Origin of the sequence: Streptomyces sp. NPDC127190, from assembly GCF_042672505.1 — a bacterium.
Classification (GTDB): Bacteria; Actinomycetota; Actinomycetes; order Streptomycetales; family Streptomycetaceae; genus Streptomyces.
In genome coordinates this window covers 223,533-249,986 of sequence record NZ_JBHXVE010000001.1, presented here as the reverse complement: position 1 = coordinate 249,986, position 26,454 = coordinate 223,533, and the positions used below count along the sequence as shown (strand labels likewise).

Here is a 26,454-nt window from a genome sequence, read left to right as displayed (position 1 = left end):
TCGTGTTTGGCGCTGTTCGTGTACGCGCGGCGGCGGGGGTGATGCGTCACCGCGGGGCCGGCGCTTTTTCGTGCCGCCTTACTCGTCGTCCCCGCTCCCGATCCGGCGCAGGCTGACCGCCGCGCCCACCGCGGCCCCCAGCAGCAGCACCGCCCCGGCGATCGCCGCCGCGTGCATCCCGCTGGTGAACGCCGCCCGTGCCGTGGCGAGCAGGGACGCGCCGGCCCGGCCGGGCAGCGAGGCGGCACTCGCCAGGGCTCCGCCCAGGGTCTCGCGGGCCCCGGCCGGAGCCGTGGCCGGCATCGCGTGGCGGTAGACCGCCGTACCGATGGAGCCGAGCACCGCCATACCGAGCGCGCCGCCGAACTCGGCGCCGGTCTCCAGCAGCGAGGAGGCCGTGCCCGCCCGCTCCAGCGGGGCGCCGCGCAGCGCGAGGTCGGTCAGCTGGGACATCAGCGCGACCAGACCGCAGGCCAGGATTCCGGACCCGGTGAGCGCGAGCCACAGCGAGTCGGTGCCGACGAGGGCGAGCAGCGCACAGCCGGCCGCCATGGTCGCGAAGCCGCCGGCGACGACGTACCCCCGGTTGACGCCCCGCCGTACGAGCTGGGCGGTGAGCGGAGCGGCGACCCCGATGAACACCGAGGGCAGCAGGCTCCACAGGGCCGCAGCCAGCGGGCTCTTGCCGAGGACCGCCTGGAGGTACTGCGTGGTGAAGACGGCCGAGCCCATCATGCCGAGACTGGCGACGAGGTTCAGCACCAGCGCCGGGGTGAAGCCGTGCCCCTTCAGCAGGGCGGGCGGGACCAGCGGGGCGGCCGTGGTGCGCTGGCGGTGGAGGAAGAGGGCCGCGAAGAGCAGACCGACGGTGAGCGAGCCGACGTAGAGCGGGTGCCAGCCCTCGGAGGGGATCTCCTTCAGGCCGTAGACCACGGGGAGCACGGCGGCCATCGACAGCGGGACGCTCGGCCAGTCGAAGCGGCCGGGCTCGGGATTGCGGAACTCCGGCAGCAGCACCGGGCCGAGGAGGAGCAGCAGCGCCATCGCGGGCAGGTTGACCAGGAAGACCGAGCCCCACCAGAAGTGCTCGACCAGGATGCCGCTCAGCACCGAGCCGAGGGCGATACCGCCGGTCATCACGCTGGACCACAGGCCGAGTGCCTTCGCCCGCTGGCCGGGGTCGGCGAACATCGTGCGCAGCAGCGCCATCGTGGACGGCATCAGGGTCGCGCCGCCGATGCCGAGGACCGCGCGGGCCGCGATCAGGGTCTCGGCGCTGTTCGCGTAGGCGGCGAGGAGCGAGGCGGCGCCGAAGGCCGCGGCCCCCGCCAGCAGCAGCCGGCGGTGGCCGACGCGGTCGCCCAGGGCGCCCATGGTCATCAGCAGGCCGGCCAGGACGAAGCCGTAGACGTCGAAGATCCACAGCTGCTGGGTGCCGCTCGGGTGCAGGTCGGCGCTGATCGCCGGGGTCGCGAAGTACAGGACCGAGACGTCCATCGAGACCAGCAGCAGCGGCAGCATCAGCACGCCGAGCGCGGTCCACTCGCGGCGTCCGGCGCGGGCGGTCGGGGAGGGGGAGGGGATCGGACTCGGGGCGGTGCTCGTCGCGTTGGTCATGACAGGGAATGTACAAGCGTATTAAACAGCTGTCTAGAACGATTGTATAAGTCACGCGTCTATGACGGCTGTATGGACCGTGGGTAGGGTGAGGCCATGGGACACCGTGAGGATCTGCTCGAAGGCGCCAAGCGCTGCCTGCTGGAGAAGGGCTTCGCGCGCACGACGGCACGCGACATCGTCAAGGAGTCGGGGACCAACCTGGCCTCGATCGGCTACCACTACGGGTCGAAGGACGCGCTCCTGGCGCAGGCGTATGTGGCGCTGATCGAGGGCGTGGGGGAGAGCTTCGACCCCGGCTGGGGCAGCGGCGGCGAGGTCACCTCACCCGCCGGCTCACTGGCGCGGTTCCAGGAGGTGTGGGCGGACATCATCCGGGCGGTGCCCGCCTCCCGGGCGATCTGGCTGCTCAGCTTCGAGCTGCTCTTCCAGGGCGACCGGCTGCCGGAGGTGCGCAGACTCCTGGCGGAGGCCCAGGTGGAGGGCCGTAAGGGCATCCTGTCGATGTTCAACGGCGTGCCGGAGGATCAGCTGGACGACGCGGCCGTCGACACCGAGGGCCGCTTCTACCAGACCCTGCTCAACGGGCTGATGGTCCAGTGGCTGTTCGACCCCGACTCGGCGACCGGGGCCGAACAGCTCACCGAGGGTCTGCGCCGGATCCTCGCGGCGGCCGAGCCGAGCTGATCCCTTGCGAACCTCCTTCCAGTACAGTCGACTTGAAGTGGTTCGCGGGCGTCTTCGGGGGGCCGGATGGACAGTGCCGGGGTCGAGCGGGTCCGGGTGAACGTGTTCGCTCCGGCCGACGCGGAGTCGCTGGCCGCGACCGAGGCCGCGTTCGCGGCCGCCGAGAGCGCCGGGAAGGGCGTCGACGCGCGCGGGACCGTTCCGCTGGGCGACGTGCTGATGATCGGCTCGGTGGCGACGCACGCCCTCGCCTATCTGATCAACACCCTGCGCAAGGCGTGGAGCAAGGGCGTGGTGGTCGACGCGATCGGACGGCAGCTCACCATCCGCCAGGACCCGGCGCTGCCGCGCGGTGTGGTGGTGGTTCGCGCCAAGTCGGGCGAGGTGACCGTGCGCGACGGGGCCGGGCTGGCGGATGTCATCGCGGGTGCGCTGCCGCCCCGCGGCGGGGACGCCGGGTCCGGCGGTGCCGCCGGGGGACCGGGCGGTGTCTGACCCGGGGCGCAGCATCCTCTTTGCCGAGCAGCAGAATCCCCTGCTCGCGGCCGAGGCGCGCGAGATGAGCATGGCCTTCGCGGACTTCTCCTTCCTGCGGTGGATCACCGGCGAGGAGGATCCGGACCGGGCCTGGGAGATGTACTTCGACCGGACCCAGCGCCAGGTGCGAGGGCTTCTGGACGGGCTGCTGGGCACCTTTCCCCCGGAGGACCACGCCCGGGCGCTGGAACTGGCGCGCTCCGTCGAGGCGTTCGTCCTGCCGTCGAGGGCCGTGGAGTCCCGGGTCTTCCGCAACCCCGGCGAGGCCGGCGGCTGGCTCATCGGCATCTCCCCGCTCGTGGTGCAGATGAGCGCCGAGATCGCCTGGGGGATGAACACCGCCCACCCCTACATGGCCGAAGTGCTGCCCAAGGGCTGGCAGGAGGCGACGATGCACGCCTTCGAATCGCTCGACCTGTTCATCAGCCGGTACATCCGTGCGCTGGAGGGGAACGGCGAAGCGCCCCCGCCGACGAGCATGCTGGACATCGCGATGGAGGTCACCGCCGAGGACCGGGAACGGCAGCACGGCAGGGGGCCGCGCGACTTCTACGACGCGGCGGTCGCCTTCGCCCTCACCCATGAACTGACCCACATCCAGTACGGGCATCTCTGGCCGGCGGACCACGCCGGCCCGCCGGTGCTCCTCCCCCAGGACACCGCCGCGGCCCTCGGATTCACCGACGAGGAGAACGAGGAACTCATCGCCGACGCCGCGACCTTCACCGCCTGCTTCAACTACTTCCTCGGCGCGTGGTTCATGCTGAACGAGCGGCCCCGCGCCCTGCGCCACCCGGTGCGGGCATGGCGCTGGCAGGCCCGGATGCGGCTCACCGCCTGGCACAGCGCGCGGCGCGCGACCGAGGCCTGCGAGGCCTACTACTCCACCGTCGCCATTCTCGCGGACCTCACCTTCCGCCGCGGCGACGACGACACATCCCGGCGGCTGATGACCACCGCCGCCCGGCTCCCGCTGATCCAGCTCTACGTCCAGCGGATGCGCGAGGAGCAACTCGCCGCCGCCTACGGGCCGTTCATGTGGGCCGACCGGGACGTCTCCTACCGCAAGGCGCACCACCGCTGGCGCATCCACATCATCGACGACGTCCTGCCGGCGACGAGCCGCCACCAGCGCTCGGACACCCCCGACTGGGTCCTCTCCCTGCGCACCCCCGTCGATCCGGCCGGTGAGAAGCCACTGGCGGCCATCGCCCTGGCCGAGTGGCAGCAGACGCTCGACCGGGTGACGCGGGAGCAGGGGCCCGACGCCCCCGACACCTTCGCCGCGCGGGCCAACCTCGCGCAGTTGCGGTACCAGAGCGGAGACACCGCGGGCGTGGTGGCCGCGCTGGAGGAGCTGCGCGGCGACGTGGAGCGGGCGCTGGGCCGCGACCACCTCCACGCCTTCACCGTCCGGCACAACCTGGCCTGGTTCCGGGCGGACACGGGCGACCGCGAGGGGGCCATCACCGCGTACCTCGAACTCCTCGCCGACCAGGAACGCGTCCTCGGCCGCAAGCACCCCGAAGCCCTGGACACCCGGTACGAACTGGCCTGGCTGTACGGCCAGACCGGCAGGGCGGCTCTGGCGGCGGACACCTTCCAGGTGCTGCTGACGGCCTACGAGCGCGCCCTCGGCCCCGGGCACTCCGCCACGGTCGCCACCCGCAAGAGCCTCGCCCACTGGCGCGAGCGGGCGGGGGACCCGGCGGGAGCGGCCGCCGTCGAGGCCCAGCTGCTGGCCCAGCAGGAGCCCGTGCTCAGCCCCGGCCATCCCGACACGCTCGCCGCCTACGAGGCCCGCCTCGCCGAACACCGCCGGACCCGCGGCCTCGGCCAGCCGGACACCCTCACCACCCTCTGGCTCGTCGCGATGCTGCGCGGCAGGGCGGGTGACGCGGCCGGGGCCGCCGCCGCGTACCAGGAACTGCTCGGCCAGGACCTGCGCGAGCTGGGCTTCGACGAGGTGGACCTCCGGCTCGTCCGGGACAGCCTCGACCACTGGCGGGGCCGCGCCGCCGACGGGTGAGGGCGCCCCGGCGGGAAGCCGCCGGCCGCTCCTACCCGGCCGGCAGGGCGAAGGCGTAGCCGCGCCGCTCGCCGCAGGCGGGGCACAGGCCGGTGAAGAGGGAGTGCAGGCCGCTGTCCGTCCGGGTCACGGTGTTGTCCCAGCGGCAGCGGAACTCCCCGCACACGCAGGCGCGGTGCACCACGTCCACGAACGCGCCGAGGTTGGTGTCGTGCCCCGTCTCGGGCTCGGGATCGGGGACGTATCCGTCGGTGAGCCGGGGATACGGCCTGCGCTTGCGCTCCAGCGAGGACGCGGTGACGGCGCCCCTCCCCTCGCACTCGACGCAGGAGCCGGGCCCGTAGTTGCTCGCGTAACACCAGCAGCGGCCGTAGCTCCGGGGGTTGCCCGGGTCGCGGCCGGTGCCCTCGCAATCCATGCAGGCTCCCCAGCCGTGGCAGGTGTCGCACAGCACGCCGTCGACCGTGCTGAGGGTGTACGAGGGCTGCCCCAGCGCCCGGGCCGGGAACACCACCGGCGACCAGGCGGTGCACATGAGGACCGCCGGGCCCCGGCCCTGACGGATCTCGGCCGTGTTGTCGCCGTGCCGGACCGTTTCCCGGCCGGCCGTCTCCCACCCGGCCGACCGGAAGGCGTCCTGTACGGCGTCGACGCCGGGCGATCCGGCTCCGTCCAGGGCGGCGAGGAGCAGCGAACGATGCCCGACCGGCTCGGGGTCGTTCAGGTGGACCGGGTCCGTCCACGCCCGGACCAGTACCGGCAAGTGTGCCGGGGATGCCGTGGAGAGGATCCCGAGTATCTGCTCCTTCAGCCACATGGACGCATCCTGGCACGGGCCCCGGCGCCGGGCCCGGGCATGACAGGAAAGGGCCCGGCTACAGCCGTGCCCCCTTCAGGGCCATGTGCAGCAGCAGCCGGTCCTCCCCGTCGTCCAGGTCCAGGCCCGTCAGCTGTTCCACGCGGGACAGCCGGTAGTAGAGGGTCTGGCGGTGGACGCCGAGGGCGGCGGCGGTGCGGCCGGCCTGGCCGGCGTGGTCCAGGTAGGCCTCCGCGGTCCGGGCCAGTTCCTGGTGGGCGGGGGCGAGGAGCGGTGCCACGGCCGGGTCGTGGGTCACCCGGGCGGGCAGCGAGGTGAGCAGCCGGTAGGGGCCGATCCGGGACCACTCGGCGACCGGTCCGAGCCGGGGCTCGGCGAGCGCGGCCCGGGCCGCCGCCGACGCCTCCTGCCAGGCCACGCCCAGCTCGGCCAGGCCGGCCCGGACCTCGCCGACCCCGGCCGCGCGGGCGCCCTCCCGCAGCAGCCGCGAGGCGGCCGTCAGCGCCGGGGCGAGTACGTCCGTCGAGCGCAGCCGCACCAGCACGGCCAGACACTGCTGCCCCGGCCCCGCCGCCGCACCGCCCTTGGCGTCCCCCTCCCACGGCACCGTGCACAGCGCCGTCGCGTGCGGCACCGTACGGGCCGACGGCGCGTCGTCGGGGTCGGCCGAGGGCCAGGGGGCGACACAGACCACGGCGTGCGGGCCCTGCCCGCGCGGGCCCAGCGCGGTGCGCAGCGCGCCCACCGCCATGTCCTGCCGCCAGCCCGGCTCGGTGCTCAGCACCGCCCGGAACTCCCGGGTCAGATCGGCGCCGTGCTGTGCCTCGTCGGCGAGCAGCGCGCCGATCCGGGCCGTCACCGCCATGGCCGCCGCCAGCTGGGCGTCCGTCGGACCGGGGTCGTCCTCCAGCAGCCAGACATAGCCGAGGACGACGCCCCGGTGGCGGGCGGGCAGGCAGATCCGGCCGCGGTACACCCCCGCCGCCGGGGTCGGCGGGATCCGCACCGGCCCGGTCGCCCGGGCGATGCCGAACCCCTCGAACCAGGCCCGGACCGCCGCCGTGGAGCGCCGGGTCAGGATCGAGCGGGTGCGGACCGGGTCCAGGGCCGAGGGATCGAGGTCGCCCTCGCTGTCGTACGCCCCGAAGGCGATCAGCTCGAAGTCCCGGTTCTCCAGGGTCGCCGGTGCGCCCAGCAGCTCCGAGATCTCATCGACCAGTTCCTGGTAGTCACCCCTGTATTCGGCCGTCACCCGGGCATTCTCCCGCATTTCCGCAGGGGCTTCATACATCTGTCTGAGATCCCGTGCACGGATGCGTGACAGCTGTCGATGGCCGAGGATCGGAGGGATCCTTAGGTTTCACGGTGGTTCTCCGTGCCGTACCCGAAGCGTCGGGTGATGGCCGTTTCGGTGCTTGTCTGTGGAGGTGCCCCGTGCTGGGTCCCGTGATTCTCGCCGCGTCGCGAAGCGACCGGATGCGACGCCTGATCTCGGCGGCCCCGGTGACGAAGCAGGTCGTCGACCGCTTCATCCCCGGCGAGACGGTGGCCGACATCGTCCCGATCATCAAGGACCTGACGGCCAGGGGTCTGGAGCTGACGATGGACGTCGTCGGCGAGGACATCACCACCCCCGAGCAGGCCACCGCCGCCCGGGACGCCTACCTCGCGCTCATCGACCACCTCAAGGAGCTCGACCTCGGCACGCGCGTCGAGATGTCCGTCAAGCTCTCCATGTTCGGCCAGGCGCTGCCCGGCGGCCACGAGCTGGCGCTCGCCAACGTCCGCCCGGTCGTCGAGGCCGCCGCCGCCATCGGTACGACGGTCACGCTCGACGCCGAGGACCACACCACCCTCGACTCGATGTTCGCCATCCACGAGGAGCTGCGGAAGGACTTCCCGCAGACCGGCTGCGTCATCCAGGCCTACCTCTTCCGCACCGAGGCCGACGCCCGCCGGCTGGCCGAGTCCGGCAGCCGCGTCCGCCTGGTCAAGGGCGCCTACAAGGAGCCCGCCGAGGTCGCGTACCAGCAGAAGCACGAGATCGACAAGGCGTACGTCCGCATCCTGCGGATCCTGATGGAGGGCGAGGGCTACCCGATGATCGGGTCCCACGACCCGCGCCTGATCTCCATCGCCCAGGAGCTGGCCCACAAGGCCGGCCGCAAGCTGGACGAGTACGAGTTCCAGATGCTGTACGGCATCCGCGGCGACGAGCACCTGCGCCTGGCCGCCGAGGGCCACCGCATGCGCGTCTACACCGCCTACGGCACCGACTGGTACGGCTACTTCATGCGCCGTCTCGCGGAGAAGCCGGCCAACCTCCGCTTCTTCCTCCGTTCGATGGTCAGCAAGGGCTGAGCCCCCAAGCCCCACCACCCGCTCACGCACAAGGAGTTCGGATCTCATGGACGCTGTGACCCAGGTCCCCACCCCCGTCAACGAGCCGGTGCACGGCTACGCCCCCGGCTCGCCCGAGCGCGCCCGCCTCGAGGTCAAGCTCAAGGAGCTGGCCGAGAACCCGATCGACCTGCCGATGACCATCGGCGGCGAGAAGCGGATGGGCGGCGGCGAGCCGTTCCAGGTGGTCCAGCCGCACAACCACAAGGCCGTCATCGGCACCGGCCGGCACGCCACGCAGGCGGACGCCCAGGACGCCATCGACGCGGCCCTGGCCGCCGCGCCGGCCTGGCGTGCGATGGCCTTCGACGACCGTGCCGCGATCATCCTGCGCGCCGCCGAGCTGCTGGCCGGCCCGTGGCGCGAGACCATCGCAGCCTCCACCATGCTGGGCCAGTCCAAGACCGCCCAGCAGGCGGAGATCGACAGCCCCTGTGAGCTGGTCGACTTCTGGCGCTTCAACGTCCACTACGCCCGCCAGATCCTCGCCGAGCAGCCGCCGGCGAACTCCCCGGGTGTGTGGAACCGCCTGGACCACCGCCCGCTGGAGGGCTTCGTCTACGCGATCACGCCGTTCAACTTCTCGGCGATCGCCGCGAACCTGCCCACCGCCCCGGCCCTCATGGGCAACGTGGTGGTCTGGAAGCCGTCCCCGACCCAGACCCACGCGGCCGTCCTGCTGATGCAGCTGCTGGAGGAGGCGGGCCTGCCCAAGGGCGTCATCAACCTGGTCACCGGCGACGGCATCGCCGTCTCCGAGGTCGCCCTGCACCACCGCGACCTGGCCGGCATCCACTTCACCGGTTCCACCAAGACCTTCCAGTACCTGTGGAAGACGGTCGGCACCAACATCGAGAAGTACCGCTCGTACCCGCGTCTGGTCGGCGAGACCGGCGGCAAGGACTTCGTGGTCGCCCACCCGTCGGCCGACCGCGCGGTGCTGAAGACGGCCCTGACCCGCGGTGCCTTCGAGTACCAGGGCCAGAAGTGCAGCGCCACCTCCCGCGCGTACCTCCCGGCGTCGATCTGGAACAGCGGCTTCAAGGAGGAGTTCGCGGCCGAGGTCGACTACCTCACCATGGGTGACGTCACCGACCTGTCGAACTTCATGGGCGCCGTGATCGACGACCGCTCCTTCGCCAAGAACAAGGCCGCGATCGACCGCGCCAAGCAGGACCCGGCGTGCACGATCGTCGCGGGCGGCACCTACGACGACTCGGTCGGCTACTTCGTCCGCCCGACCGTCATCGAGTGCACCGACCCGGAGAACGAGGTCTTCACGACCGAGTACTTCGGCCCGATCCTCGCGGTGTACGTCTACGAGGACGACAAGTACGACGAGATGCTGACCCAGATGGAGTCGGTGTCCGACTACGCCCTCACCGGCTCGGTCATCTCCAACGACCGTGCCGCGGCGGCCTACACGATGGAGAAGCTGCGCTACGCGGCCGGCAACTTCTACATCAACGACAAGTCGACCGGCGCCGTCGTCGGCCAGCAGCCCTTCGGCGGCGGCCGGGCCTCCGGCACCAACGACAAGGCCGGTGCCCCGCAGAACCTGCTGCGCTGGACGCTGACCCGCGCCATCAAGGAGACGCTGGTCCCGCCGACCGACTACACGTACCCGCACATGGGCTGATCCCGGCCCCCCAAGTCACGGGCCGGCAGGCCTGCCTCGGAGCAGGCCTGCCGGCCCGTCGCCATCTCTGGCCACGCCGCCCCTACGAGAAGTTCAGGGTGATGTCCTTCCCGTCCTTGAGGCCGCTCTGCTTGACGCTCGGGTGGAAGCTGTGCGTCGTGCCGCCCGAGGTCTCGCAGTTCACGGTGACGCGGAGGGTGAACGCCTTGTTCACCGGGACGGTGAGGTCGACCGGACCGTACGCGCCGCTCGACTGGTCGTTGTTGTCCACGGAGTCCGCCGCGGGGCCCTGCCCGGCGTTCAGCGTGATCTCGGTGGGTACGGTGTTCGGGAACCTCGTCGCGCAACTCGCCGTGCCGGAGTAGCTCACGGTTCCCGTGGTGGTTGCCGAGTGCGCCGGTCCCACGACCAGCAGACTTCCGACGGTGGCCGTGGCGAGGACCGCCACGGCGCGGGACCTGTGGACGATGCGCGATGTGTTCGTGGGCATGTCACCACCTGCTCATGGTGTGCGGGTGTGTGATGGGGCCGCATGCGCGCGTCGCGCTGGGACGGGCGCTCTGCTGGTGGGGACCTCCGCGGGGTCGGCCGTCGCGTCGGCCTGGATGTCACTGCCGCGCGGTGTCACAGCAGCCCCGTCAGCCCCATCCGTTCACACACCACGCTGCAACACCCCGGCCCCGGCTGCAACCGCAGCCCCGCTGACCAGGCACGGGCCGGGAAAGAGTCTCAGGGGATCGCGCGGACGAGCATCTTTCCCGTGTTGCCGCCGCGCAGCATCCGCAGGAACGCCTCCACGATCCGCTCGAACCCGTCGACCACCGTCTCGTCCGCCGTCAGCGCCCCGCTGCGCAGATGCGGCACGGCGAAGTCGTACAACTCCTCCTGGAGATGCGTGTGGTCGCGGACCAGGAAGCCCTCGATGCGCAGCCGCTTCTCCACCACGGCGGCGTGGTCGAAGACGACCGGCGGCGCGTCCGGGGTGTTGTACTGGCTGATCGTGCCGATCCGCACCACCCGGCCCCGGTCGCGCAGCGCGTCGATCCCCGCGCCGAGGTGCTCGCCGCCGACGTTGTCGACGAACACGTCGACGCCCGCGGGGGCGGCCTCGGCCAGCAGGTCGGCGACCGGGGCGGTGTGGTAGTCGAAGACCGTGTCGTAGCCGACCCGGTCGGCCAGGTACGCGGCCTTCTGCGGGCTGCCCGCGCTGCCGGTGAGCCGGCCCGCGCCGAGCAGCCGGGCGAAGCGGCCGACCGCCGTGCCGACCCCGCCCGCGGCGCCGGAGACGAACAGGTCCTCGCCCTCGCGCAGCCGGGCGATCCGGGTGAGGGCGACATACGCGGTGAGGCCGGTGCCGCCCAGCACGCTCAGATACGCGGACAGCGGCACGCCCGGGTGGTGGGGGAGCCGGCGCACCTCCTCCGGGCGGACCACGGCATGGGTGCGCCAGCCCTGGCGGTGGAAGACGACCTCGCCCTCGGGCAGCGCCGGGGTGCGGGAGGCGACGACCCGGCCGAGCGTGCGGCCCTCCAGCGGGGCGCCGAGCGCGAACTCACCGTCCATCATCTCGCGGTGGTAGGGATCCACGGACCAGTAGAGGTTCTCCACCAGGGCGGTGCCGGGGGCCGGTTCGGGGACCGGGGACTCGGCGAAGCGGAAGTGGTCCGCGGTGGGGAAGCCGGTGGGGCGGGCGGTCTGCTGGACGGTGAGCGCTGTTTCGGTCATGGACGGGACGCTAGGCAGGAATGCCGGAGCCGGGCAGAGGGTTGCGCTCATGGAACGCGCCGGTCCATGAGACGCCCTCATATACCCAGGTGGGAGCCCCGAATTGAGCACAGCCGACCTTGCCCCGCAGGAGCTGAGAATCCTGGTCGCCGTGGCCGACGAGGGAGGGTTCTCGGCCGCGGCCGGCCGGCTCGGCGCCACCCAGTCCGCCGTCTCGCACGCCGTGCGCGGGATCGAGCGGAAACTCGGTGCGGTGCTCTTCGAGCGGGGCCGGTTCGGCGCCCGGCCCACGGCCGCCGGCGAGCGGGCCGCGGCGCATGCCCGGCGGGTGCTGCGGATGCTGGACGCGCTGGCCGCGGACGTCCGCGCCGCGGACGGCGGGGGGATCTCCGGGCCGCTGCGGATCGCCGCCTTCCGCAGCGCGGCGCTGCATCTGCTCCCGCCCGCCCTGGAGCGGCTGGGCGCCCTGCACCCCGGCATCGAGGTCGAGGTGAACGTCGTACGGGAGGTGGGCGCCGGTACCGCGGGCGAGGTCGCGGCCGGCCGGGCCGACGTCGGGATCGCCACCCTCAACGGGCCCTTCCCCGCGGGGCTGGTCGGCGATGTGCTGCTGGAGGAGCCGTACTCCCTGGTGGCCCCGGCGGGGCACCCGGCGCCGCGCGGCCTGCCGCTGGTCGACTGGACGGAGAACTGCGGCTCCTACACGCGCGACTGGTGGGCCGCCCAGGACTGGATCCCGGCGGCCACCGTGCGGGCCGAGGACGACGGGGCGGTGCTGTCCATGGTGGGCAGCGGGCTCGGCATGGCGATCATGCCGGAGCTGTCGCTCGCCGCCGCACCGCCCACCGTGGCGGTCACCGACCTCGGCCCGGCGCGGCCGTATCGCTCGGTCGGGTACGTCACCACCGCCGAACTCGCCGGCACCACCGCCGTACGGGCCCTGATCCGCACCCTGCGCACCCTGGGCCACAGCACACCCGAACGCACGAAAGCCCAGCTCAGGGCGGTGTGAGCCGGTCCGCCGTCTCAGATAGTAGGAAGTCCGAGTAATTGTGCAGACAGCGGCGGCCGGCTCCCTTAGTTTTGTAGGAGCCGAACGTCTCGCTCGATCCAGCGAATGGCGGTCGTGAGCCGGGCCCCGTGCAGGCAACCCCTGCGGTCCGCCGCTCTCCGCCCCTTCCGGCGTCTCGCTCACCCCTCATGACCCTCTTGTGCTCCGCGTTTGCGAAGGAGTCGATTCCCATGGCCGAGACGACCGTCCGCCGCCGCGTCCGCCACGTGTCCCACGCGAGCGAGTCCGACCGCAAGAACGCCGCCGCCGCCCTCCAGCGGGCCCTCGACCGCCGTGACAACGGCGGCGAGACCGGCCACTGAGCCGGCCGACGCCGCATCGGTCGTCCGTATGGTGGACGCGCCGTGTCATCACCTGGGACGAGGAGTAGGGTGCCCGCATGTCTCGCAGCATCAATCTCGCAGTGATCCCCGGTGACGGCATCGGCCAGGAGGTCGTGGCCGAGGGTCTCAAGGTCCTCTCCGCCGTCCTGCCGCAGGATGTGAAGCTGGAGACGAAGGAGTTCGACTTCGGCGCCAAGCGCTACCACGCCACCGGTGAGACCCTCACCGACGCGGACCTGGCGCAGCTGAAGCAGCACGACGCGATCCTCCTCGGCGCCATCGGCGACCCGTCGGTCCCCTCCGGCGTCCTGGAGCGCGGCTTCCTGCTCAAGCTCCGCTTCGCCTTCGACCACCACGTCAACCTGCGGCCGAGCAAGCTGCTCCCCGGCGTCGCGACCCCGCTGGCCGGCCAGCCCGAGATCGACTTCGTGGTCGTCCGCGAGGGCACCGAGGGCCCCTACACCGGCAACGGCGGCACCATCCGCAAGGGCACCGAGCACGAGGTCGCCACCGAGGTCTCCGTCAACACCGCCTACGGTGTCGAGCGCGTGGTCCGCGACGCCTTCGCCCGCGCCCAGGCCCGCCCGCGCAAGAAGCTCACGCTGGTCCACAAGAACAACGTGCTGACCTTCGCCGGGCACCTGTGGACGGACATCTTCACCAAGGTGGCCAAGGAGTTCCCCGAGGTCACCACCGACTACCTGCACGTCGACGCCGCGACGATCTTCCTGGTCACCCAGCCCGAGCGCTTCGACGTCATCGTCACCGACAACCTCTTCGGCGACATCATCACCGACCTCGCCGCGGCCGTCTCCGGCGGCATCGGCGTGGCCGCCTCCGGCAACATCAACCCCAGCCGGGAGTTCCCGTCCATGTTCGAGCCGGTCCACGGCTCGGCCCCGGACATCGCCGGGCAGGGCAAGGCGGACCCGACCGCCACGGTCCTCTCCGTCGCCCTGCTGCTGCGCCACCTCGGCTACGACGCCGAGGCCGACCGCATCGACACCGCGGTCGCCGCCGACCTCACCGAGCGCGCGGGCCGACCCGCCCGCTCGACCTCCGAGATCGGCGACGCGCTCGCCGCGCGAGTAGCCGGCTGATCCGGCGCTCCACCCCTCAAGCCGCCGGGTCACCGATCGCCCGGCGGCTTCCCCCTGTCCCCGCCGGGTGCCACCATCGACCCTTGGGCCGCTTCACCCCGGATCCTGACACCGCAGCCTCCGCGCGATAATCGGACGCGGAGCCGCGGTATGAGGGAATGCTCGGACGTCCTAGCACCCGCCGCAAGGCGGGCGCCGGGAGGGTGCGCGGCCCGTCACTACAACCGGTGAAGGACAACCACTCATGACGACGCCCACGATCGAGCTCAAGCCCTCCGCCAGCCCCCTCGCCGCCGCCGAGCGCGAGGCGATCCTGGCCGACCCGGGATTCGGCCGCCACTTCACCGACCACATGGTGACGATCAAGTGGACCGAGGGCCGCGGCTGGCACGACGCCCAGCTCGTCCCGTACGGGCCGATCTCCCTGGACCCCTCCACCCATGTCCTGCACTACGGCCAGGAGATCTTCGAGGGCCTGAAGGCCTACCGCCAGCCCGACGGCTCGGTCGCGCTGTTCCGTCCCGAGGCGAACGCCCGCCGCTTCCGGCACTCCGCCCGCCGCATGGCCATGGCCGAGCTGCCCGAGGAGCTGTTCATCGCCGCGCTGGACGCGCTGCTCACCCAGGACGCCGACTGGGTCCCGCCGCACGGCGGTGAGCAGGCGCTCTACCTGCGGCCGTTCATGTTCGCCACGGAGGCCGCGCTCGGTGTCCACCCGGCGAACGAGTACCTCTTCATGCTGATCGCCTCCCCCTCCGGCGCGTACTTCCCCGGCGGCGTCAAGCCGGTCACCATCTGGGTCGCCGAGGACCACGTCCGCGCCGTCCCCGGCGGCACCGGCGACGCCAAGACCGGCGGCAACTACGCCGCGTCCCTGCTGCCCCAGGCCGAGGCCGCCGCACACGGCTGCCACCAGGTCGTCTACCTCGACGCGGCCACCCGCACCAAGGTCGAGGAGAGCGGCAGCATGAACGTCGCCTTCGTCTACGGCGACCGGATCGTCACCCCCGAGCTGACCGGCTCGATCCTGGAGGGCATCACCCGCGACTCCCTGCTCCAGGTCGCCCGGGACCTCGGCTACACCGCCGAGGAGGGTGTGATCACCCTGGAGCAGTGGCGGGCGGACGCCGCGTCCGGCGCCCTCACCGAGGTCTTCGCGTGCGGCACCGCCGCCGTGGTCACGCCGATCGGTCACGTCAAGACGAAGACCGACGAGTGGACGCACGGCGACGGCAACCCGGGCGAGGTCACCCTCCGCCTGCGGGACGCGCTGCTGGGGATCCAGCGGGGGAATGTGGAGGACAAGCACGGCTGGATGCATCGCGTCGGCTGACGGCTTGGCCGGGGGCGCGATCTGTCGTTCTTCGGCTGCGGCGCCGTCTTGGTTGATCGCGCCCCGCGGCGGAGCCGCATATCGACAGGGCCCCGCGCCCCTCAGATGCTCAGGGCTGCTTCGGATTGTTCCGTGTCCGAGGTGGCCCTTGGGCTTTGCTGGCCTCGGGTCAGGATCAGGTAGATCAGGCCGCCGACCGCGCCCGAGAGCAGGAAGCTACAGTCCACGCCGCCGGTGAGGTGCAGCAGGGGGCCCTGGTACGAGGGCAGGGAGACGGCCAGGAGGCCGACGCCGGCGCCGAGGGCCCAGGAGAGCGTCGCCCGGATGTTCCAGCCGGCCGTGTACCAGTAGATCCCGCCCCGGGAGCGGCGGTTGAAGACCTGGAGGGCGTCGGCGTCGTACACCCCGCGGCAGCGGACGAAGCCGATCAGGGTGATGACGGCCCACGGGGTGCCGATGGCGGTGAGCAGCAGCACGAAGGACGTCATCGCCGACTGGGCGTTCCAGGCGTAGTGGCCGACGAAGACACAGGCCGTGGCGACGATCGCGACCGTGTAGGTGGCGCGGGCCCGGGACGCCTTCGGCAGGATCGCGTCCAGGTCCAGGCCCATGGAGTACAGCATCAGACCCGCGTTGCCGACCGAGCCGGCCGACGCGGACAGCAGCAGCGGGACCAGGTACCAGGTGGGGGAGGCCTGGACCAGCGGACCGGCGTAGTCGAGGGCCGCGTGGGCGCCGTACGCCGTGAACGTGCCGAACAGCTGCGGCACCAGCAGACCCAGGATCAGCCCCAGCCAGGTGGCCCGCAGCACCCGGCGGTCGGAGTTGCGGGCGGGGGACATGTAGCGCGTGTAGTCGCCGAGCAGGGTGATGAAGGCGATGGGCCCGGACAGGCCGGCGGCGACGGCCGCCAGGAACCAGGTCGGCCAGAAGGAGCCCAGCAGATAGCCGCCGGCCTCGGGCAGCGCGGCGGTGCCGAAGTGCGGGGCGTAGGCGAAGACGCCGAGCAGCAGCAGCACGGTCATGCCGATGGACAGCACCTTGGACATGTTCAGCAGCACCCGGTAGCCATAGACCGCGCCCGCGACGGTGGCCCCGGCGAGCAGGGCGTAGACGATCGCGTACGACACCCCGTCCGCCGGCACCCCGAACATCCGCCCGAGCACGCTGAGCATCACATCGCCGCCGATCCACACCGTCAGCGCGGTGTAGCCGAGGGCGAGCAGCAGACCGACGACCGAGCCGACCAGCCGGCCCCGGACGCCGAACTGGGCGCCGGAGGAGGTGGACAGGTTGGTCGCGGTGCGCAGCGAGATCAGGGCGAGCGGCGCCGTCACGGCCGTACCGACGGCCGTGCCGGCCACGATCGAGCTGACCGACGCCCACCAGCCGAGCCCGAAGGACGGCGGCAGCCAGCCGAAGATGATCACCCCGAGGCAGAGGTTGGAGCCGAGCAGGATCGAGACGAGGTCGCGGGGTCCGCTGGTGCGCTCCTCGTCCGGGATGGTGTCGACTCCGCGTTGTTCTATCGGCATGGCTGGTCTCCTTCGACAAGCGCCGGTGAAGTTAGAGCAGCGTTCAATCTCTGCGAGGCCGCTCCAAGAGTCAATGCTTCAGTTTCACGAATTCTGTGTTTAGAGTGATGTTCTAAAGTATGGAACGTGGAAGGCAAGGAGGTGTCGCGTCGTGAGACTGACCCCCACGGAACGTGACCGGCTGCTGCTCTTCGGAGCCGCCGAGCTGGCCCGGGCCCGCCGCGCGCGCGGCCTCAGGCTCAATGTCCCGGAGGCGACCGCGCTGATCGCGGACACCGTCTGCGAGGCCGCCCGGGACGGCAGCAGGCTCGCCGAGGCCATCGAGGCGGCCCGCTCGGTGCTCGGCCCCGAGGACGTGCTCCCGGGCGTGGCCGACGTCGTCACCGAGGTGATGGTCGAGGCGGTCTTCGACGACGGCTCCCGGCTCGCGGTGGTCTCCGACCCGATCGGCGGCGGCCTCGGCGCGCAGGCGCCGGGCGCCCTGCTGCCCGGGCCGGAGCACGCCGACCCGGAACCGGTCCTCCGGCTCACCGTCACCAACACGGCGACCGTGCCGGTCTCCGTCACCTCCCACTTCCACTTCTTCGAGGCCAACCCGCGCCTCGACTTCGAGCGTCGGCTCGCCTACGGCATGCGGCTCGCGGTACCCGCCGGGTCCTCGGTCCGCTTCGGGCCCGGCGAGAGCGAGCAGGTCGGGCTGGTGCCGATCGGCGGCGAGCGGATCGCCATCGGCTTCGCCGGACTGGTCGACGGGCCGCTGGACGCGCCCGGAGCCCGTGAAGAAGCCCTGCGCAGGGCCGCCGCCTGCGGATACCTGGGCGCGACGACGGACGGAGGTGAGCAGCGATGAGCCGCTCGAAGGGACGAGAGGTGAGCCGGTCGATCCATGTCGACCCGCACGCCTACGCGGCCACCCACGGCCCGCGCGCCGGTGACCGGATCCGGCTCGGCGACTCCGGGCTCACCGTCCGCGTCGAGTCCGACTCCCAGCGCTACGGCGACGAGTTCCTGGCCGGGTTCGGCAAGACCGCCCGGGACGGGCTGCACCTCAAGGCCGCCGCCGTCCGCGACACCTGTGACGTGGTGATCAGCAACGTCGTCGTGATCGACGCGGCCCAGGGCATCCGGAAGGTCTCCATCGGCATCCGGGAAGGCCGTATCTGCGCCATCGGGCGGGCCGGCAACCCGGACACCCTCGACGGCGTCGACGTCGTCGTCGGCACCGGCACCTCGATCGTCTCCGGCGAGGGGCTCATCGCCACCGCCGGCGCGGTCGACACCCATGTCCATCTGCTGTCGCCGCGCATCATGGAGGCCTCCCTCGCCTCCGGCGTGACCACGATCATCGGGCAGGAGTTCGGCCCGGTCTGGGGCGTCGGCGTCAACTCCCCGTGGGCGCTGCGCCACGCCTTCAACGCCTTCGACGCCTGGCCGGTCAACATCGGCTTCCTGGGCCGGGGTTCGTCCTCGCACAGCGCCCCGCTCGTCGAGGCGCTGGCCGAGGGCGGCGCCTCCGGCTTCAAGGTGCACGAGGACATGGGCGCCCACACCCGGGCGCTGGACACGGCGCTGCGGGTCGCCGAGGAGCACGACGTCCAGGTCGCCCTGCACAGCGACGGCCTGAACGAGTGCCTCTCCGTCGAGGACACCCTGAAGGTGCTGGAGGGCCGGACCATCCACGCCTTCCACATCGAGGGCTGCGGCGGCGGACACGTGCCCAACGTGCTGAAGATGGCCGGCGTCCCGAACGTCATCGGGTCCTCCACCAACCCCACCCTGCCCTTCGGCCGGGACGCGGTCGCCGAGCACTACGGCATGATCGTCTCCGTCCACGACCTGAAGACCGACCTGCCCGGCGACGCGGCCATGGCCCGCGACCGCATCCGGGCCGGCACCATGGGCGCCGAGGACGTGCTGCACGACCTGGGGGCGATCGGCATCACCTCCTCCGACGCGCAGGGCATGGGCCGGGCCGGTGAGACGGTCCGCCGCACCTTCGCCATGGCCGGCAAGATGAAGGCCGAGCTGGGGCCCCTGGAGGGCGACGGCGAGGCGGACGACAACGCCCGCGTCCTGCGCTACATGGCCAAGCTCACCATCAACCCGGCCATCGCCCACGGCCTCTCCCATGAGGTCGGCTCGATCGAGGTGGGCAAGCTCGCCGACATCGTGCTGTGGCGCCCGGAGTACTTCGGCGCCAAGCCGCAGCTGGTGCTGAAGTCCGGCTTCCCCGCGTACGGGGTCGTCGGCGACCCCAACGCGGCCACCGACACCTGCGAACCCCTCGTCCTCGGGCCCCAGTTCGGCTCGTACGGCGCCACCGCCGCCGACATCTCCGTGGCCTTCGTCGCCCAGGCGGCCGTGGACCAGGGCGACGACCGGATGCCCACCCGCCGGCGCCGGGTCGCCGTGCGCGGCACCCGGGGCATCGGCCCCGCCGACCTGCGGCTGAACTCCCGTACCGGAGCGGTCGACGTCGACCGGGACACCGGCCTGGTCACCCTCGACGGCGACCCGCTGCGCTCGGCGCCCGCCGACTCGGTCTCCCTCAACCGCCTCTACTTCCTCTGACCTTCCTAAGGAACACCATGTCTGCTGCCGCCGACGGCTTCCGTATGCCCGCCGAGTGGACCCCGCACGAGCGCACCTGGATGGCGTGGCCCGGCCCGAACCCCACCTTCGACGACCCCGAGGACCTCGCCGCCTCGCGCGCCGCCTGGGCCTCGGTGGCCCGCGCGATCCGCCGCTTCGAGCCGGTCACGGTCGTCTGCGGCCCCGGCCAGTCGGCGGACGCCCAGGCGCTGCTCGGCCCGGGTATCGACACCGTCGAGCGCGACCTGGACGACGCGTGGATGCGGGACATCGGCCCGACCTTCCTCACCAACGGCAAGGGTGAACTGGCCGCCGTGGACTGGACGTTCAACGGCTGGGGCGCCCAGGACTGGGCCCGCTGGGAGCACGACGCCAAGATCGCCGCGTATGTCTCCGACCTGGCGGGCGCGAAGACGTACGCCTCGCAGCTGGTCAACGAGGGCGGCGCGATCCATGTCGACGGCGAGGGCACGGTGCTGCTGACCGAGACGGTCCAGCTCGGCCCCGAGCGCAACCCGCACTGGACGAAGGAGCAGGTCGAGGCCGAGATCCACGCCCAGCTCGGCACCGAGAAGGCGATCTGGCTGCCGCGCGGCCTGACCGGCGACTACCCGCCCTACGGCTTCGGCACGCTGGGCCATGTGGACATCGTGGCCGCCTTCGCCCGGCCCGGCGTCGTGGTGGCGCACTCCCAGCCGGACCCGGCCCACCCCGACTTCGAGGTCACCAAGGAGGTCATCGGCATCCTGAAGTCGGCGACCGACGCGCGCGGCCGGCGGCTGGAGGTCGTGGAGGTGCCCGCCCCGACCGCCCTGGAGGCCGACGGCCACTGGGCCGACTACTCCTACATCAACCACTACCTCTGCAACGGCGGCGTGGTGCTGTGCGGCTTCGACGACCCGCGCGACGAGATCGCCGCCGGGATCTTCCGCCGGCTCTTCCCCGAGCGGACGGTCACCCTGGTGGACGCGCGTACGATCTTTTCGGGTGGGGGCGGCATCCACTGCATCACCCAGCAGCAGCCCAAGGTATGAGCGTGCTCTCGATCATGTAGGAGACAGGGATGGCCGGTGCGGCCCGGACGCGGAAGAACGCGCCGCCGCGCGAGGAGGTGCTCGCCGCCGCCATGGACATGATCGCCGAACGCGGTCTGGAGAAGCTCACCATGGCGGCGCTCGGCCGCGAGGTCGGGATGAGCAGCGGCCATCTGCTGTACTACTTCCACTCCAAGGACGAGCTGCTGCTCCAGACCCTGGAGTGGAGCGAGGGCCGGCTGGGCGCCGAGCGCGGCCGGCTGCTCACCCGGCCGGGAACCGTCCGCGAGCGGCTGTCCGCCTATGTCGACCTGTACGTCCCCGACGGCCACCGCGATCCGCACTGGACGCTGTGGCTGGAGGTCTGGAACCGCTCGCAGAACGCCGACGACGGCGCGCGCGAACGGCAGGCCGCCATCGAGGGCGCCTGGCACCGCGACCTGGTCGCCCTGATCGCCGAGGGGATCTCGCGCGGGGAGTTCCGCCGGGTGGACGCGGACCGCTTCGCGGCGCGGCTGCGCGCCCTGCTCGACGGCTTCTCCATCCATGTCGCCATCGGACTGCGCGGCACCGACCGGGCGCAGGTGCTGGACCACGTCCGTGAGTTCATCGGGGACGCGCTGCTGACGGCATAACCGCGGCGGACGCCGGTGGCGGGAGTGAGGAATCGTTCACTCAACTGCCGGGCAGGTAACGGCGCATGGAAAGACACCACTGGAAGAGGATCTGGGTCGGGTCGGCCGGCAACATGGTCGAGTGGTTCGACTGGTTCGTGTACGCCAGCTTCGCCACCTACTTCGCCGGCGCCTTCTTCCCGAGCGGCAACCCCACCGCCCAGCTGATGAACACCGCCGGCATCTTCGCCGTCGGCTTCTTCATGCGGCCCGTGGGCGGCTGGCTGCTCGGCCGGGTCGGCGACCGCAAGGGCCGCAAGGCCGCGCTCACCCTCACCGTGACGCTCATGTCGGCGTCGGCGGTCCTCATCGCCGTCGCGCCGACCTACGCGGTCGCCGGGTACGGCGGCGCCCTCGTGCTGCTCGTCGCCCGCCTGCTGCAAGGACTCTCGGTGGGCGGCGAGTACGCGGCCAGCGCCACCTACCTCACCGAGGCCTCCGACCCGCGCCGGCGCGGCTTCGCCTCCAGCTTCCAGTACGTCTCCATGACCGCGGGCCAGATCATCGGCCTCGGCCTCCAGATCGTCCTCCAGCGCACCATGTCCGACAGCGCGCTGCACAGCTACGGCTGGCGCATCCCGTTCGTCGTCGGCGCGCTCGGCGCTGCCGTCATCTTCTTTCTGCGCCGCAGCATGCTGGAGACCGAGGTCTACGAGGAGGACGCCGCCCACTCCCCGGAGCGCGGCACCCTGCGCGCCCTGTGGCGGCACAAGCGGGAGGCGTTCCTGGTCATCGCCCTCACCATGGGCGGCACGGTGGCCTACTACACGTACACCACCTATCTGACGAAGTACCTCTCCAACTCCGCGGGGCTGCCCAAGCGGACGGCGACCCTCGTCTCCTTCACCGCCCTGATCGTCTTCGCCTGCCTCCAGCCGCTCGGGGGCGCCCTGTCCGACCGGATCGGCCGCCGCCCGCTGCTCATCACCTTCGCCATCGGCTCGACCTTCCTCACCGTGCCGCTCATGGCGCTGCTCAAGCACGCGGGCAGCTTCTGGCCCGCCCTCGGTCTCGCCCTGCTCGCCCTGGTGGTGGTCACCGGCTACACCTCGATCAACGCCTGTGTGAAGGCCGAGCTGTTCCCGACCGGCATCCGCGCCCTCGGGGTGGCCCTGCCGTACGCCATCGCCAACGCCCTCTTCGGCGGCACCGCCGAATACATCGCCCTGTGGTTCAAGAACGCCGGCGCCGAGTCCGGCTTCTCCTGGTACGTGGCCGGCTGCGCCGCCGTGTCCCTCGTGGTGTACGTCAGCATGCGCGAGACCAAGGACCTGGACCTGGCCCGTACGGGCGACCGAACGGATTCCAGAGTGACGACCGCATCCTGAGACGGGCGGTGAGCCGGGGGCGGGGCTGTGCCAGACTGCCCCCGTGCTCTCGTTCGCCATGATTATTGGCAGCAGGCGCGCCGGTCCGCAGTGACCACCTCGTACGACCAGGTGCGGGTGGCCACCGTCGTCCTCGACCCGCGCGCAGACCTCTCGCACCCGCGAGGGGTTTTTTCGTTTTCCGGCCCACCTTCAGCCGGGAGCGGAGCGCGAGGGACCATTGGGGGGACGGTGGAGCCGGTCATTCCGGTAAGACCGAAGATCCACAACTTGGAGCCTTGAGACCATGACCGAGACGGCAACCAGCGAGCTCGACGACTCGTTCCACGTCTTCGACACCACGCTGCGCGACGGAGCGCAGCGCGAGGGCATCAACCTCACCGTCGCGGACAAGCTCGCCATCGCCCGGCACCTGGACGACTTCGGCGTCGGCTTCATCGAGGGCGGCTGGCCCGGCGCCAACCCCCGCGACACCGAGTTCTTCGCCCGTGCCCAGGCGGAGATCGGCTTCAAGCACGCCCAGCTGGTCGCCTTCGGCGCCACCCGCCGGGCCGGCGCCCGGGCCGCCGACGATCCGCAGGTCAAGGCGCTCCTGGAGTCGGGCGCCCCGGTGATCACCCTGGTCGCCAAGTCGCACGACCGGCATGTGGAGCTGGCCCTGCGCACCACCCTGGACGAGAACCTGGAGATGGTCCGCGACACCGTGTCGTACCTCAAGGGCCAGGGCCGCCGGGTCTTCGTCGACTGCGAGCACTTCTTCGACGGCTACCGCGCCAACGCCGAGTACGCCAAGGCCGTCGTCCGTACGGCGGCGGAGGCGGGCGCCGACGTCGTCATCCTCTGCGACACCAACGGCGGCATGCTCCCCGCCCAGGTCCACGCGGTCGTCTCCACCGTCCTCGCCGACACCGGCGCCCGGCTCGGCATCCACGCCCAGGACGACACCGGCTGCGCGGTCGCCAACACCCTGGCCGCCGTGGACGCGGGCGCGACCCACGTCCAGTGCACGGCCAACGGCTACGGCGAGCGCGTCGGCAACGCCAACCTGTTCCCCGTGGTCGCGGCGCTGGAGCTGAAGTACGGCAAGAAGGTGCTGCCCGAGGGCCGGCTGCGCGAGATGACCCGCATCTCCCACGCCATCGCCGAGGTCGTCAACCTGACCCCCTCGACGCACCAGCCCTACGTGGGTGTCTCGGCCTTCGCCCACAAGGCCGGACTGCACGCCTCCGCCATCAAGGTCGACCCGGACCTCTACCAGCACATCGACCCCGAGCAGGTCGGCAACACCATGCGGATGCTGGTCTCCGACATGGCCGGCCGCGCCTCGGTCGAGCTGAAGGGCAAGGAGCTGGGCGTCGACCTGGGCGACGACCGGGAACTGGTCGGCCGGGTCGTCGAGCGCGTCAAGGAACGCGAACTGAAGGGCTACACCTACGAGGCGGCCGACGCGAGCTTCGAGCTGCTGCTGCGCGGCGAGGTGCAGGGCCGCCCCCTGAAGTACTTCGACGTCGAGTCCTGGCGGGCCATCGTCGAGGACCGCCCCGACGGCAGCCACGCCAACGAGGCCACGGTCAAGCTGTGGGCCAAGAGCGAGCGGATCGTCGCCACGGCCGAGGGCAACGGCCCGGTCAACGCGCTGGACCGCGCCCTGCGGGTGGCCCTGGAGAAGATCTACCCGCAGCTCGCCAAGCTGGACCTGGTCGACTACAAGGTCCGCATCCTGGAGGGCAAGCACGGCACCCAGTCCACGACCCGGGTGCTGATCTCCACCTCGGACGGCTCCGGCGAGTGGTCCACGGTCGGCGTGGCGGAGAACGTCATCGCCGCCTCCTGGCAGGCCCTGGAGGACGCCTACACCTACGGCCTGCTGCGGGCGGGAGTGGAACCGGCGGAGTAACCGGGGGTATCCGGAGCAACCGGAGTGACGCGGCGGGCGCTCGCCCCGCACCGGGCTACGGCGCCCGCCAGATGTTGTCGAACGCCACGTTCTCGATCCGCCGCCGCTCCCGCACCGCCGCCAGCTCGGTCACCGCGTCGCCCACCGCCGCCAGCACGGTGACGACGGCCGCGTCCCCGAACTCCTCCTCGTCGTCCGGCCCGTCCTCGATGCCCAGCGTCGCGGCCAGCCCGGCGAGCACCGGCTCACGGGCCCACCAGCGGTCGGCCGCCTGCCGTCGCGCGGGAGTGTCGGCTGGCGTGTCGCTCCCGCGCCCGGGCAGCCACCGGCGCGGTTTCCCGCCGAGCTGCCCCGCGGAGTCCAGCACGTCCCGATAGGCCGTGGCCAGCCCCTGCCCACGCCGCCACAACCAGTCCTCGACCGTCTCGTACGGCTCCTGCCGCACCAGCAGCGCGCCCGCCTCGTCCAGCAGCCGGTCGCCCGTGGTCAGCGTCGGGCCGGGCACGATCCGGTCGCCGTCCAGGGCGGCGGCGCGCACCCCGAGCAGATCGACCAGCTCCGCCCCGGCGAGCGCCAGCGACAGATCCCCCTGTTCGACGGGGTGGTCACCGGGCACGTCCAGGCCGACCATGAACAGATCCTGCGCGGTACTCATACCGGGCTCCAGGGGAGAGGGGTGCCTTACGTGACCAGTTTGACGGCGTTCAGGTAATTTCGAAGGATGAAGGCCGTCCCGCGGACCCGACTGTTCCCGGCCCTGCTGCTGGCCGTACTCGCCTTGCTGGCGGTGACCACGTCCGCGCCCCGGGCGAGCGCCGACACCAGCGTCTCCACCATCGCCCAGGCCCTGCGAAAGAGCCCGGTCTACGTCGACCCGGCGGCCGCCGGGCAACTGTCCGCCGCCGATGCCGACGCCCTCGCGGCCCGCATCAAGAAAGCGGACAAGCCCCTGTTCATCGCGGTGCTCCCGGCCGGCTACCGCACGGCGGGCCTCTTCCGCGACCTGCGCGCCGCCACCGGCATCACCGGCCTGTACGGCATCCGCCTCGGCGACCGTTTCGACGCCCGCGCCGACTCCTCCGTCATGTCGGCGACGGCCCGGCAGAACCTGGTGAGCAGCGTCCAGGGCGAGAGCGCCAAGGCCCAGCTCACCGACTTCACGAACCGCGCGCTGGCAAACATGGGCGGCCATGCGCCGCGGAGCTGGGGCGGGGGTTCCGGCGGCGGAACGTCCGGTACGGCCCTGATCGTGGCGGGTGCCGTGCTGGTGGCCGGTGGTGCGGGGGCGTACGCGCTGGTCCGCCGGAGCCGGCGGCGCCGGGCCGAGGAGCAGCGGGCCGCCCTCGACCGCCTGCGGGTGGTGGTGGACGAGGACATCACCGCGTTCGGCGAGGAGCTGGACCGGCTGGACTTCCACCCGGCGGAACCGGGCGCCGACGACGCGATGCGCGGCGACTACGAGCGTGCCCTGGACGCCTACGAGACGGCGAAGCAGCGGATGGCCGAGGCGCAGAAGCCGGAGGACGTGCGCCCGGTCACCGAGGCGCTGGAGGACGGCCGATTCTCCCTGGCCCAGCTGGCCGCCCGCCGCGAGGGCCGCCCGCTGCCCGAGCGCCGTCCGCCGTGTTTCTTCGACCCGCGGCACGGCCCCTCGGTCACCGAGGCCCCCTGGACCCCGCCGGGCGGCGCCCTGCGCGAAGTGCCGGTGTGCGCGGCCGACGCCACCCGGCTGGCCGACGGCCGGGACCCGGTGATCCGCGAGGTCGACACCGAGTACGGCCGCCGCCCGTACTGGGACGCGGGCCCGGCCTACGGCCCCTGGGCCGGCGGCTACTTCGGCGGCGGCATCCTGCCCGGCCTGCTCGTCGGCACCGTGCTCGGCAGCATGATGGCCACCCCGTCGTACGCCGCCTACTACGGCACCGGGTACGGCGACTTCGGCGACACCGGCGGCGGCTACACGGGCGGCGATGTCTCCGGCACCGACTTCGACCCCGGCGACTTCGGGGGCGGCTTCGGCGACGGCGGCGGCTTCGACGGTGGGGGAGGGGACGGCGGGGACTTCGGCGGCGGCTTCTGACCGCCGGGGCGCCCGCTCCCTCCGGCCTTGCGCCC

Annotated in this window: 23 protein-coding genes; 16 read left to right on the top strand and 7 right to left on the bottom strand. The window is 72.1% G+C overall.

Annotated elements, in window-relative coordinates:
* Positions 1-78: 78 nt before the first annotated feature.
* On the bottom strand, positions 79-1,617 hold the full coding sequence (locus tag ACFVIU_RS01105; protein ID WP_385839796.1) for an MFS transporter: 1,539 nt from the start codon (positions 1,615-1,617) through the stop codon (positions 79-81).
* Between the two features lie 96 nt (positions 1,618-1,713).
* On the opposite strand from ACFVIU_RS01105, the gene ACFVIU_RS01100 reads away from it, so the two are divergent.
* From ACFVIU_RS01100 to ACFVIU_RS01090, 3 genes are all read left to right on the top strand, one after another.
* Positions 1,714-2,304: a TetR/AcrR family transcriptional regulator gene (locus ACFVIU_RS01100; RefSeq protein WP_385839795.1), complete on the top strand. Its 591-nt coding sequence runs from the start codon at positions 1,714-1,716 to the stop codon at positions 2,302-2,304.
* Between the two features lie 66 nt (positions 2,305-2,370).
* On the top strand, positions 2,371-2,799 hold the full coding sequence (locus ACFVIU_RS01095) for a hypothetical protein (protein WP_385839794.1): 429 nt from the start codon (positions 2,371-2,373) through the stop codon (positions 2,797-2,799).
* Complete coding sequence (locus ACFVIU_RS01090) at positions 2,792-4,870, top strand: tetratricopeptide repeat protein (RefSeq protein WP_385839793.1); 2,079 nt, start codon at positions 2,792-2,794, stop codon at positions 4,868-4,870. The genes ACFVIU_RS01095 and ACFVIU_RS01090 overlap by 8 nt, the downstream gene beginning before the upstream one ends.
* 31 nt (positions 4,871-4,901) lie before the next feature.
* Here ACFVIU_RS01090 and ACFVIU_RS01085 read toward each other — a convergent pair whose 3' ends face one another.
* Entirely contained in the window at positions 4,902-5,687 is a 786-nt protein-coding gene (locus tag ACFVIU_RS01085) for a hypothetical protein (RefSeq protein ID WP_385839792.1), read from the bottom strand.
* A 58-nt stretch (positions 5,688-5,745) separates the two neighbouring features.
* Positions 5,746-6,957 (bottom strand): PucR family transcriptional regulator, encoded by a 1,212-nt coding sequence (locus ACFVIU_RS01080; protein WP_385839791.1) that lies wholly within the window; start codon positions 6,955-6,957, stop codon positions 5,746-5,748.
* A gap of 164 nt (positions 6,958-7,121) precedes the next feature.
* Between ACFVIU_RS01080 and ACFVIU_RS01075 the strand changes: the two genes are divergently transcribed.
* Both ACFVIU_RS01075 and pruA read left to right on the top strand, forming a co-directional pair.
* Entirely contained in the window at positions 7,122-8,048 is a 927-nt protein-coding gene (locus ACFVIU_RS01075) for a proline dehydrogenase family protein (RefSeq protein ID WP_385839790.1), read from the top strand.
* A gap of 46 nt (positions 8,049-8,094) precedes the next feature.
* Complete coding sequence (pruA, locus tag ACFVIU_RS01070) at positions 8,095-9,726, top strand: L-glutamate gamma-semialdehyde dehydrogenase (protein WP_385839789.1); 1,632 nt, start codon at positions 8,095-8,097, stop codon at positions 9,724-9,726.
* Positions 9,727-9,808: 82 nt separating this feature from the next.
* Here pruA and ACFVIU_RS01065 read toward each other — a convergent pair whose 3' ends face one another.
* Both ACFVIU_RS01065 and ACFVIU_RS01060 read right to left on the bottom strand, forming a co-directional pair.
* Positions 9,809-10,216, bottom strand: coding sequence for a hypothetical protein (locus ACFVIU_RS01065; RefSeq protein WP_385839788.1), 408 nt, complete (start codon positions 10,214-10,216; stop codon positions 9,809-9,811).
* Positions 10,217-10,455: 239 nt separating this feature from the next.
* Complete coding sequence (locus tag ACFVIU_RS01060) at positions 10,456-11,451, bottom strand: NADP-dependent oxidoreductase (protein WP_385839787.1); 996 nt, start codon at positions 11,449-11,451, stop codon at positions 10,456-10,458.
* Positions 11,452-11,554: 103 nt separating this feature from the next.
* Between ACFVIU_RS01060 and ACFVIU_RS01055 the strand changes: the two genes are divergently transcribed.
* The 4 genes from ACFVIU_RS01055 to ACFVIU_RS01040 all read left to right on the top strand — a co-directional run bounded on the left by ACFVIU_RS01055 (position 11,555) and on the right by ACFVIU_RS01040 (position 15,279).
* Complete coding sequence (locus tag ACFVIU_RS01055; RefSeq protein ID WP_385839786.1) at positions 11,555-12,463, top strand: LysR family transcriptional regulator; 909 nt, start codon at positions 11,555-11,557, stop codon at positions 12,461-12,463.
* Positions 12,464-12,693: 230 nt separating this feature from the next.
* Entirely contained in the window at positions 12,694-12,825 is a 132-nt protein-coding gene (locus tag ACFVIU_RS01050; RefSeq protein WP_385839785.1) for a hypothetical protein, read from the top strand.
* A gap of 77 nt (positions 12,826-12,902) precedes the next feature.
* A complete protein-coding gene (locus tag ACFVIU_RS01045; protein ID WP_385839784.1) occupies positions 12,903-13,946 on the top strand; it encodes a 3-isopropylmalate dehydrogenase in 1,044 nt (347 codons plus the stop codon).
* A 244-nt stretch (positions 13,947-14,190) separates the two neighbouring features.
* Positions 14,191-15,279: a branched-chain amino acid aminotransferase gene (locus ACFVIU_RS01040; protein ID WP_385839783.1), complete on the top strand. Its 1,089-nt coding sequence runs from the start codon at positions 14,191-14,193 to the stop codon at positions 15,277-15,279.
* Between the two features lie 101 nt (positions 15,280-15,380).
* On the opposite strand, the gene ACFVIU_RS01035 is transcribed toward ACFVIU_RS01040, so the two are convergent.
* Positions 15,381-16,814 carry a cytosine permease gene (locus ACFVIU_RS01035; protein WP_385839782.1) on the bottom strand — a complete coding sequence of 478 codons (1,434 nt, stop codon included), beginning with the start codon at positions 16,812-16,814 and terminating at the stop codon, positions 15,381-15,383.
* Positions 16,815-16,965: 151 nt separating this feature from the next.
* Here ACFVIU_RS01035 and ureA point away from each other — a divergent pair, with 151 nt between their 5' ends.
* The 6 genes from ureA (at position 16,966) to cimA (ending at position 24,339) form a co-directional block, all read left to right on the top strand.
* On the top strand, positions 16,966-17,664 hold the full coding sequence (gene ureA, locus ACFVIU_RS01030) for an urease subunit gamma (protein WP_385839781.1): 699 nt from the start codon (positions 16,966-16,968) through the stop codon (positions 17,662-17,664).
* Positions 17,661-19,385, top strand: coding sequence for an urease subunit alpha (locus ACFVIU_RS01025; protein WP_385839780.1), 1,725 nt, complete (start codon positions 17,661-17,663; stop codon positions 19,383-19,385). The genes ureA and ACFVIU_RS01025 overlap by 4 nt, the downstream gene beginning before the upstream one ends.
* Before the next feature lie 17 nt (positions 19,386-19,402).
* Entirely contained in the window at positions 19,403-20,440 is a 1,038-nt protein-coding gene (locus ACFVIU_RS01020; RefSeq protein WP_385839779.1) for an agmatine/peptidylarginine deiminase, read from the top strand.
* A gap of 29 nt (positions 20,441-20,469) precedes the next feature.
* The gene (locus ACFVIU_RS01015) at positions 20,470-21,075 is read left to right on the top strand and encodes a TetR/AcrR family transcriptional regulator (protein WP_385839778.1); all 606 of its coding nucleotides are present in this window, start codon (positions 20,470-20,472) and stop codon (positions 21,073-21,075) included.
* Between the two features lie 65 nt (positions 21,076-21,140).
* Positions 21,141-22,442 (top strand): MFS transporter, encoded by a 1,302-nt coding sequence (locus ACFVIU_RS01010; protein WP_385839777.1) that lies wholly within the window; start codon positions 21,141-21,143, stop codon positions 22,440-22,442.
* A 286-nt stretch (positions 22,443-22,728) separates the two neighbouring features.
* Complete coding sequence (gene cimA, locus ACFVIU_RS01005; protein WP_385839776.1) at positions 22,729-24,339, top strand: citramalate synthase; 1,611 nt, start codon at positions 22,729-22,731, stop codon at positions 24,337-24,339.
* A gap of 55 nt (positions 24,340-24,394) precedes the next feature.
* Here cimA and ACFVIU_RS01000 read toward each other — a convergent pair whose 3' ends face one another.
* Positions 24,395-24,994: a GPP34 family phosphoprotein gene (locus ACFVIU_RS01000; RefSeq protein WP_385839775.1), complete on the bottom strand. Its 600-nt coding sequence runs from the start codon at positions 24,992-24,994 to the stop codon at positions 24,395-24,397.
* Between the two features lie 66 nt (positions 24,995-25,060).
* On the opposite strand from ACFVIU_RS01000, the gene ACFVIU_RS00995 reads away from it, so the two are divergent.
* Positions 25,061-26,419 (top strand): hypothetical protein, encoded by a 1,359-nt coding sequence (locus ACFVIU_RS00995; RefSeq protein ID WP_385839774.1) that lies wholly within the window; start codon positions 25,061-25,063, stop codon positions 26,417-26,419.
* Positions 26,420-26,454 lie beyond the last annotated feature (35 nt).

Excerpts from the sequence above, each read along its gene's own strand:
- ACFVIU_RS01105 (WP_385839796.1), bottom strand. The coding sequence starts at position 1,617 with ATGACCAACGCGACGAGCACCGCCCCGAGTCCGATCCCCTCCCCCTCC.
- ACFVIU_RS01100 (WP_385839795.1), top strand. The coding sequence starts at position 1,714 with ATGGGACACCGTGAGGATCTGCTCGAAGGCGCCAAGCGCTGCCTGCTG.
- ACFVIU_RS01095 (WP_385839794.1), top strand. The coding sequence starts at position 2,371 with ATGGACAGTGCCGGGGTCGAGCGGGTCCGGGTGAACGTGTTCGCTCCG.
- ACFVIU_RS01085 (WP_385839792.1), bottom strand. The coding sequence starts at position 5,687 with ATGTGGCTGAAGGAGCAGATACTCGGGATCCTCTCCACGGCATCCCCG.
- ACFVIU_RS01080 (WP_385839791.1), bottom strand. The coding sequence starts at position 6,957 with ATGCGGGAGAATGCCCGGGTGACGGCCGAATACAGGGGTGACTACCAG.
- pruA (WP_385839789.1), top strand. The coding sequence starts at position 8,095 with ATGGACGCTGTGACCCAGGTCCCCACCCCCGTCAACGAGCCGGTGCAC.
- ACFVIU_RS01065 (WP_385839788.1), bottom strand. The coding sequence starts at position 10,216 with ATGCCCACGAACACATCGCGCATCGTCCACAGGTCCCGCGCCGTGGCG.
- ACFVIU_RS01060 (WP_385839787.1), bottom strand. The coding sequence starts at position 11,451 with ATGACCGAAACAGCGCTCACCGTCCAGCAGACCGCCCGCCCCACCGGC.
- ACFVIU_RS01050 (WP_385839785.1), top strand. The coding sequence starts at position 12,694 with ATGGCCGAGACGACCGTCCGCCGCCGCGTCCGCCACGTGTCCCACGCG.
- ACFVIU_RS01045 (WP_385839784.1), top strand. The coding sequence starts at position 12,903 with ATGTCTCGCAGCATCAATCTCGCAGTGATCCCCGGTGACGGCATCGGC.
- ACFVIU_RS01040 (WP_385839783.1), top strand. The coding sequence starts at position 14,191 with ATGACGACGCCCACGATCGAGCTCAAGCCCTCCGCCAGCCCCCTCGCC.
- ACFVIU_RS01035 (WP_385839782.1), bottom strand. The coding sequence starts at position 16,814 with ATGCCGATAGAACAACGCGGAGTCGACACCATCCCGGACGAGGAGCGC.
- ACFVIU_RS01025 (WP_385839780.1), top strand. The coding sequence starts at position 17,661 with ATGAGCCGCTCGAAGGGACGAGAGGTGAGCCGGTCGATCCATGTCGAC.
- ACFVIU_RS01020 (WP_385839779.1), top strand. The coding sequence starts at position 19,403 with ATGTCTGCTGCCGCCGACGGCTTCCGTATGCCCGCCGAGTGGACCCCG.
- ACFVIU_RS01015 (WP_385839778.1), top strand. The coding sequence starts at position 20,470 with ATGGCCGGTGCGGCCCGGACGCGGAAGAACGCGCCGCCGCGCGAGGAG.
- ACFVIU_RS01010 (WP_385839777.1), top strand. The coding sequence starts at position 21,141 with ATGGAAAGACACCACTGGAAGAGGATCTGGGTCGGGTCGGCCGGCAAC.
- cimA (WP_385839776.1), top strand. The coding sequence starts at position 22,729 with ATGACCGAGACGGCAACCAGCGAGCTCGACGACTCGTTCCACGTCTTC.
- ACFVIU_RS01000 (WP_385839775.1), bottom strand. The coding sequence starts at position 24,994 with ATGAGTACCGCGCAGGATCTGTTCATGGTCGGCCTGGACGTGCCCGGT.
- ACFVIU_RS00995 (WP_385839774.1), top strand. The coding sequence starts at position 25,061 with ATGAAGGCCGTCCCGCGGACCCGACTGTTCCCGGCCCTGCTGCTGGCC.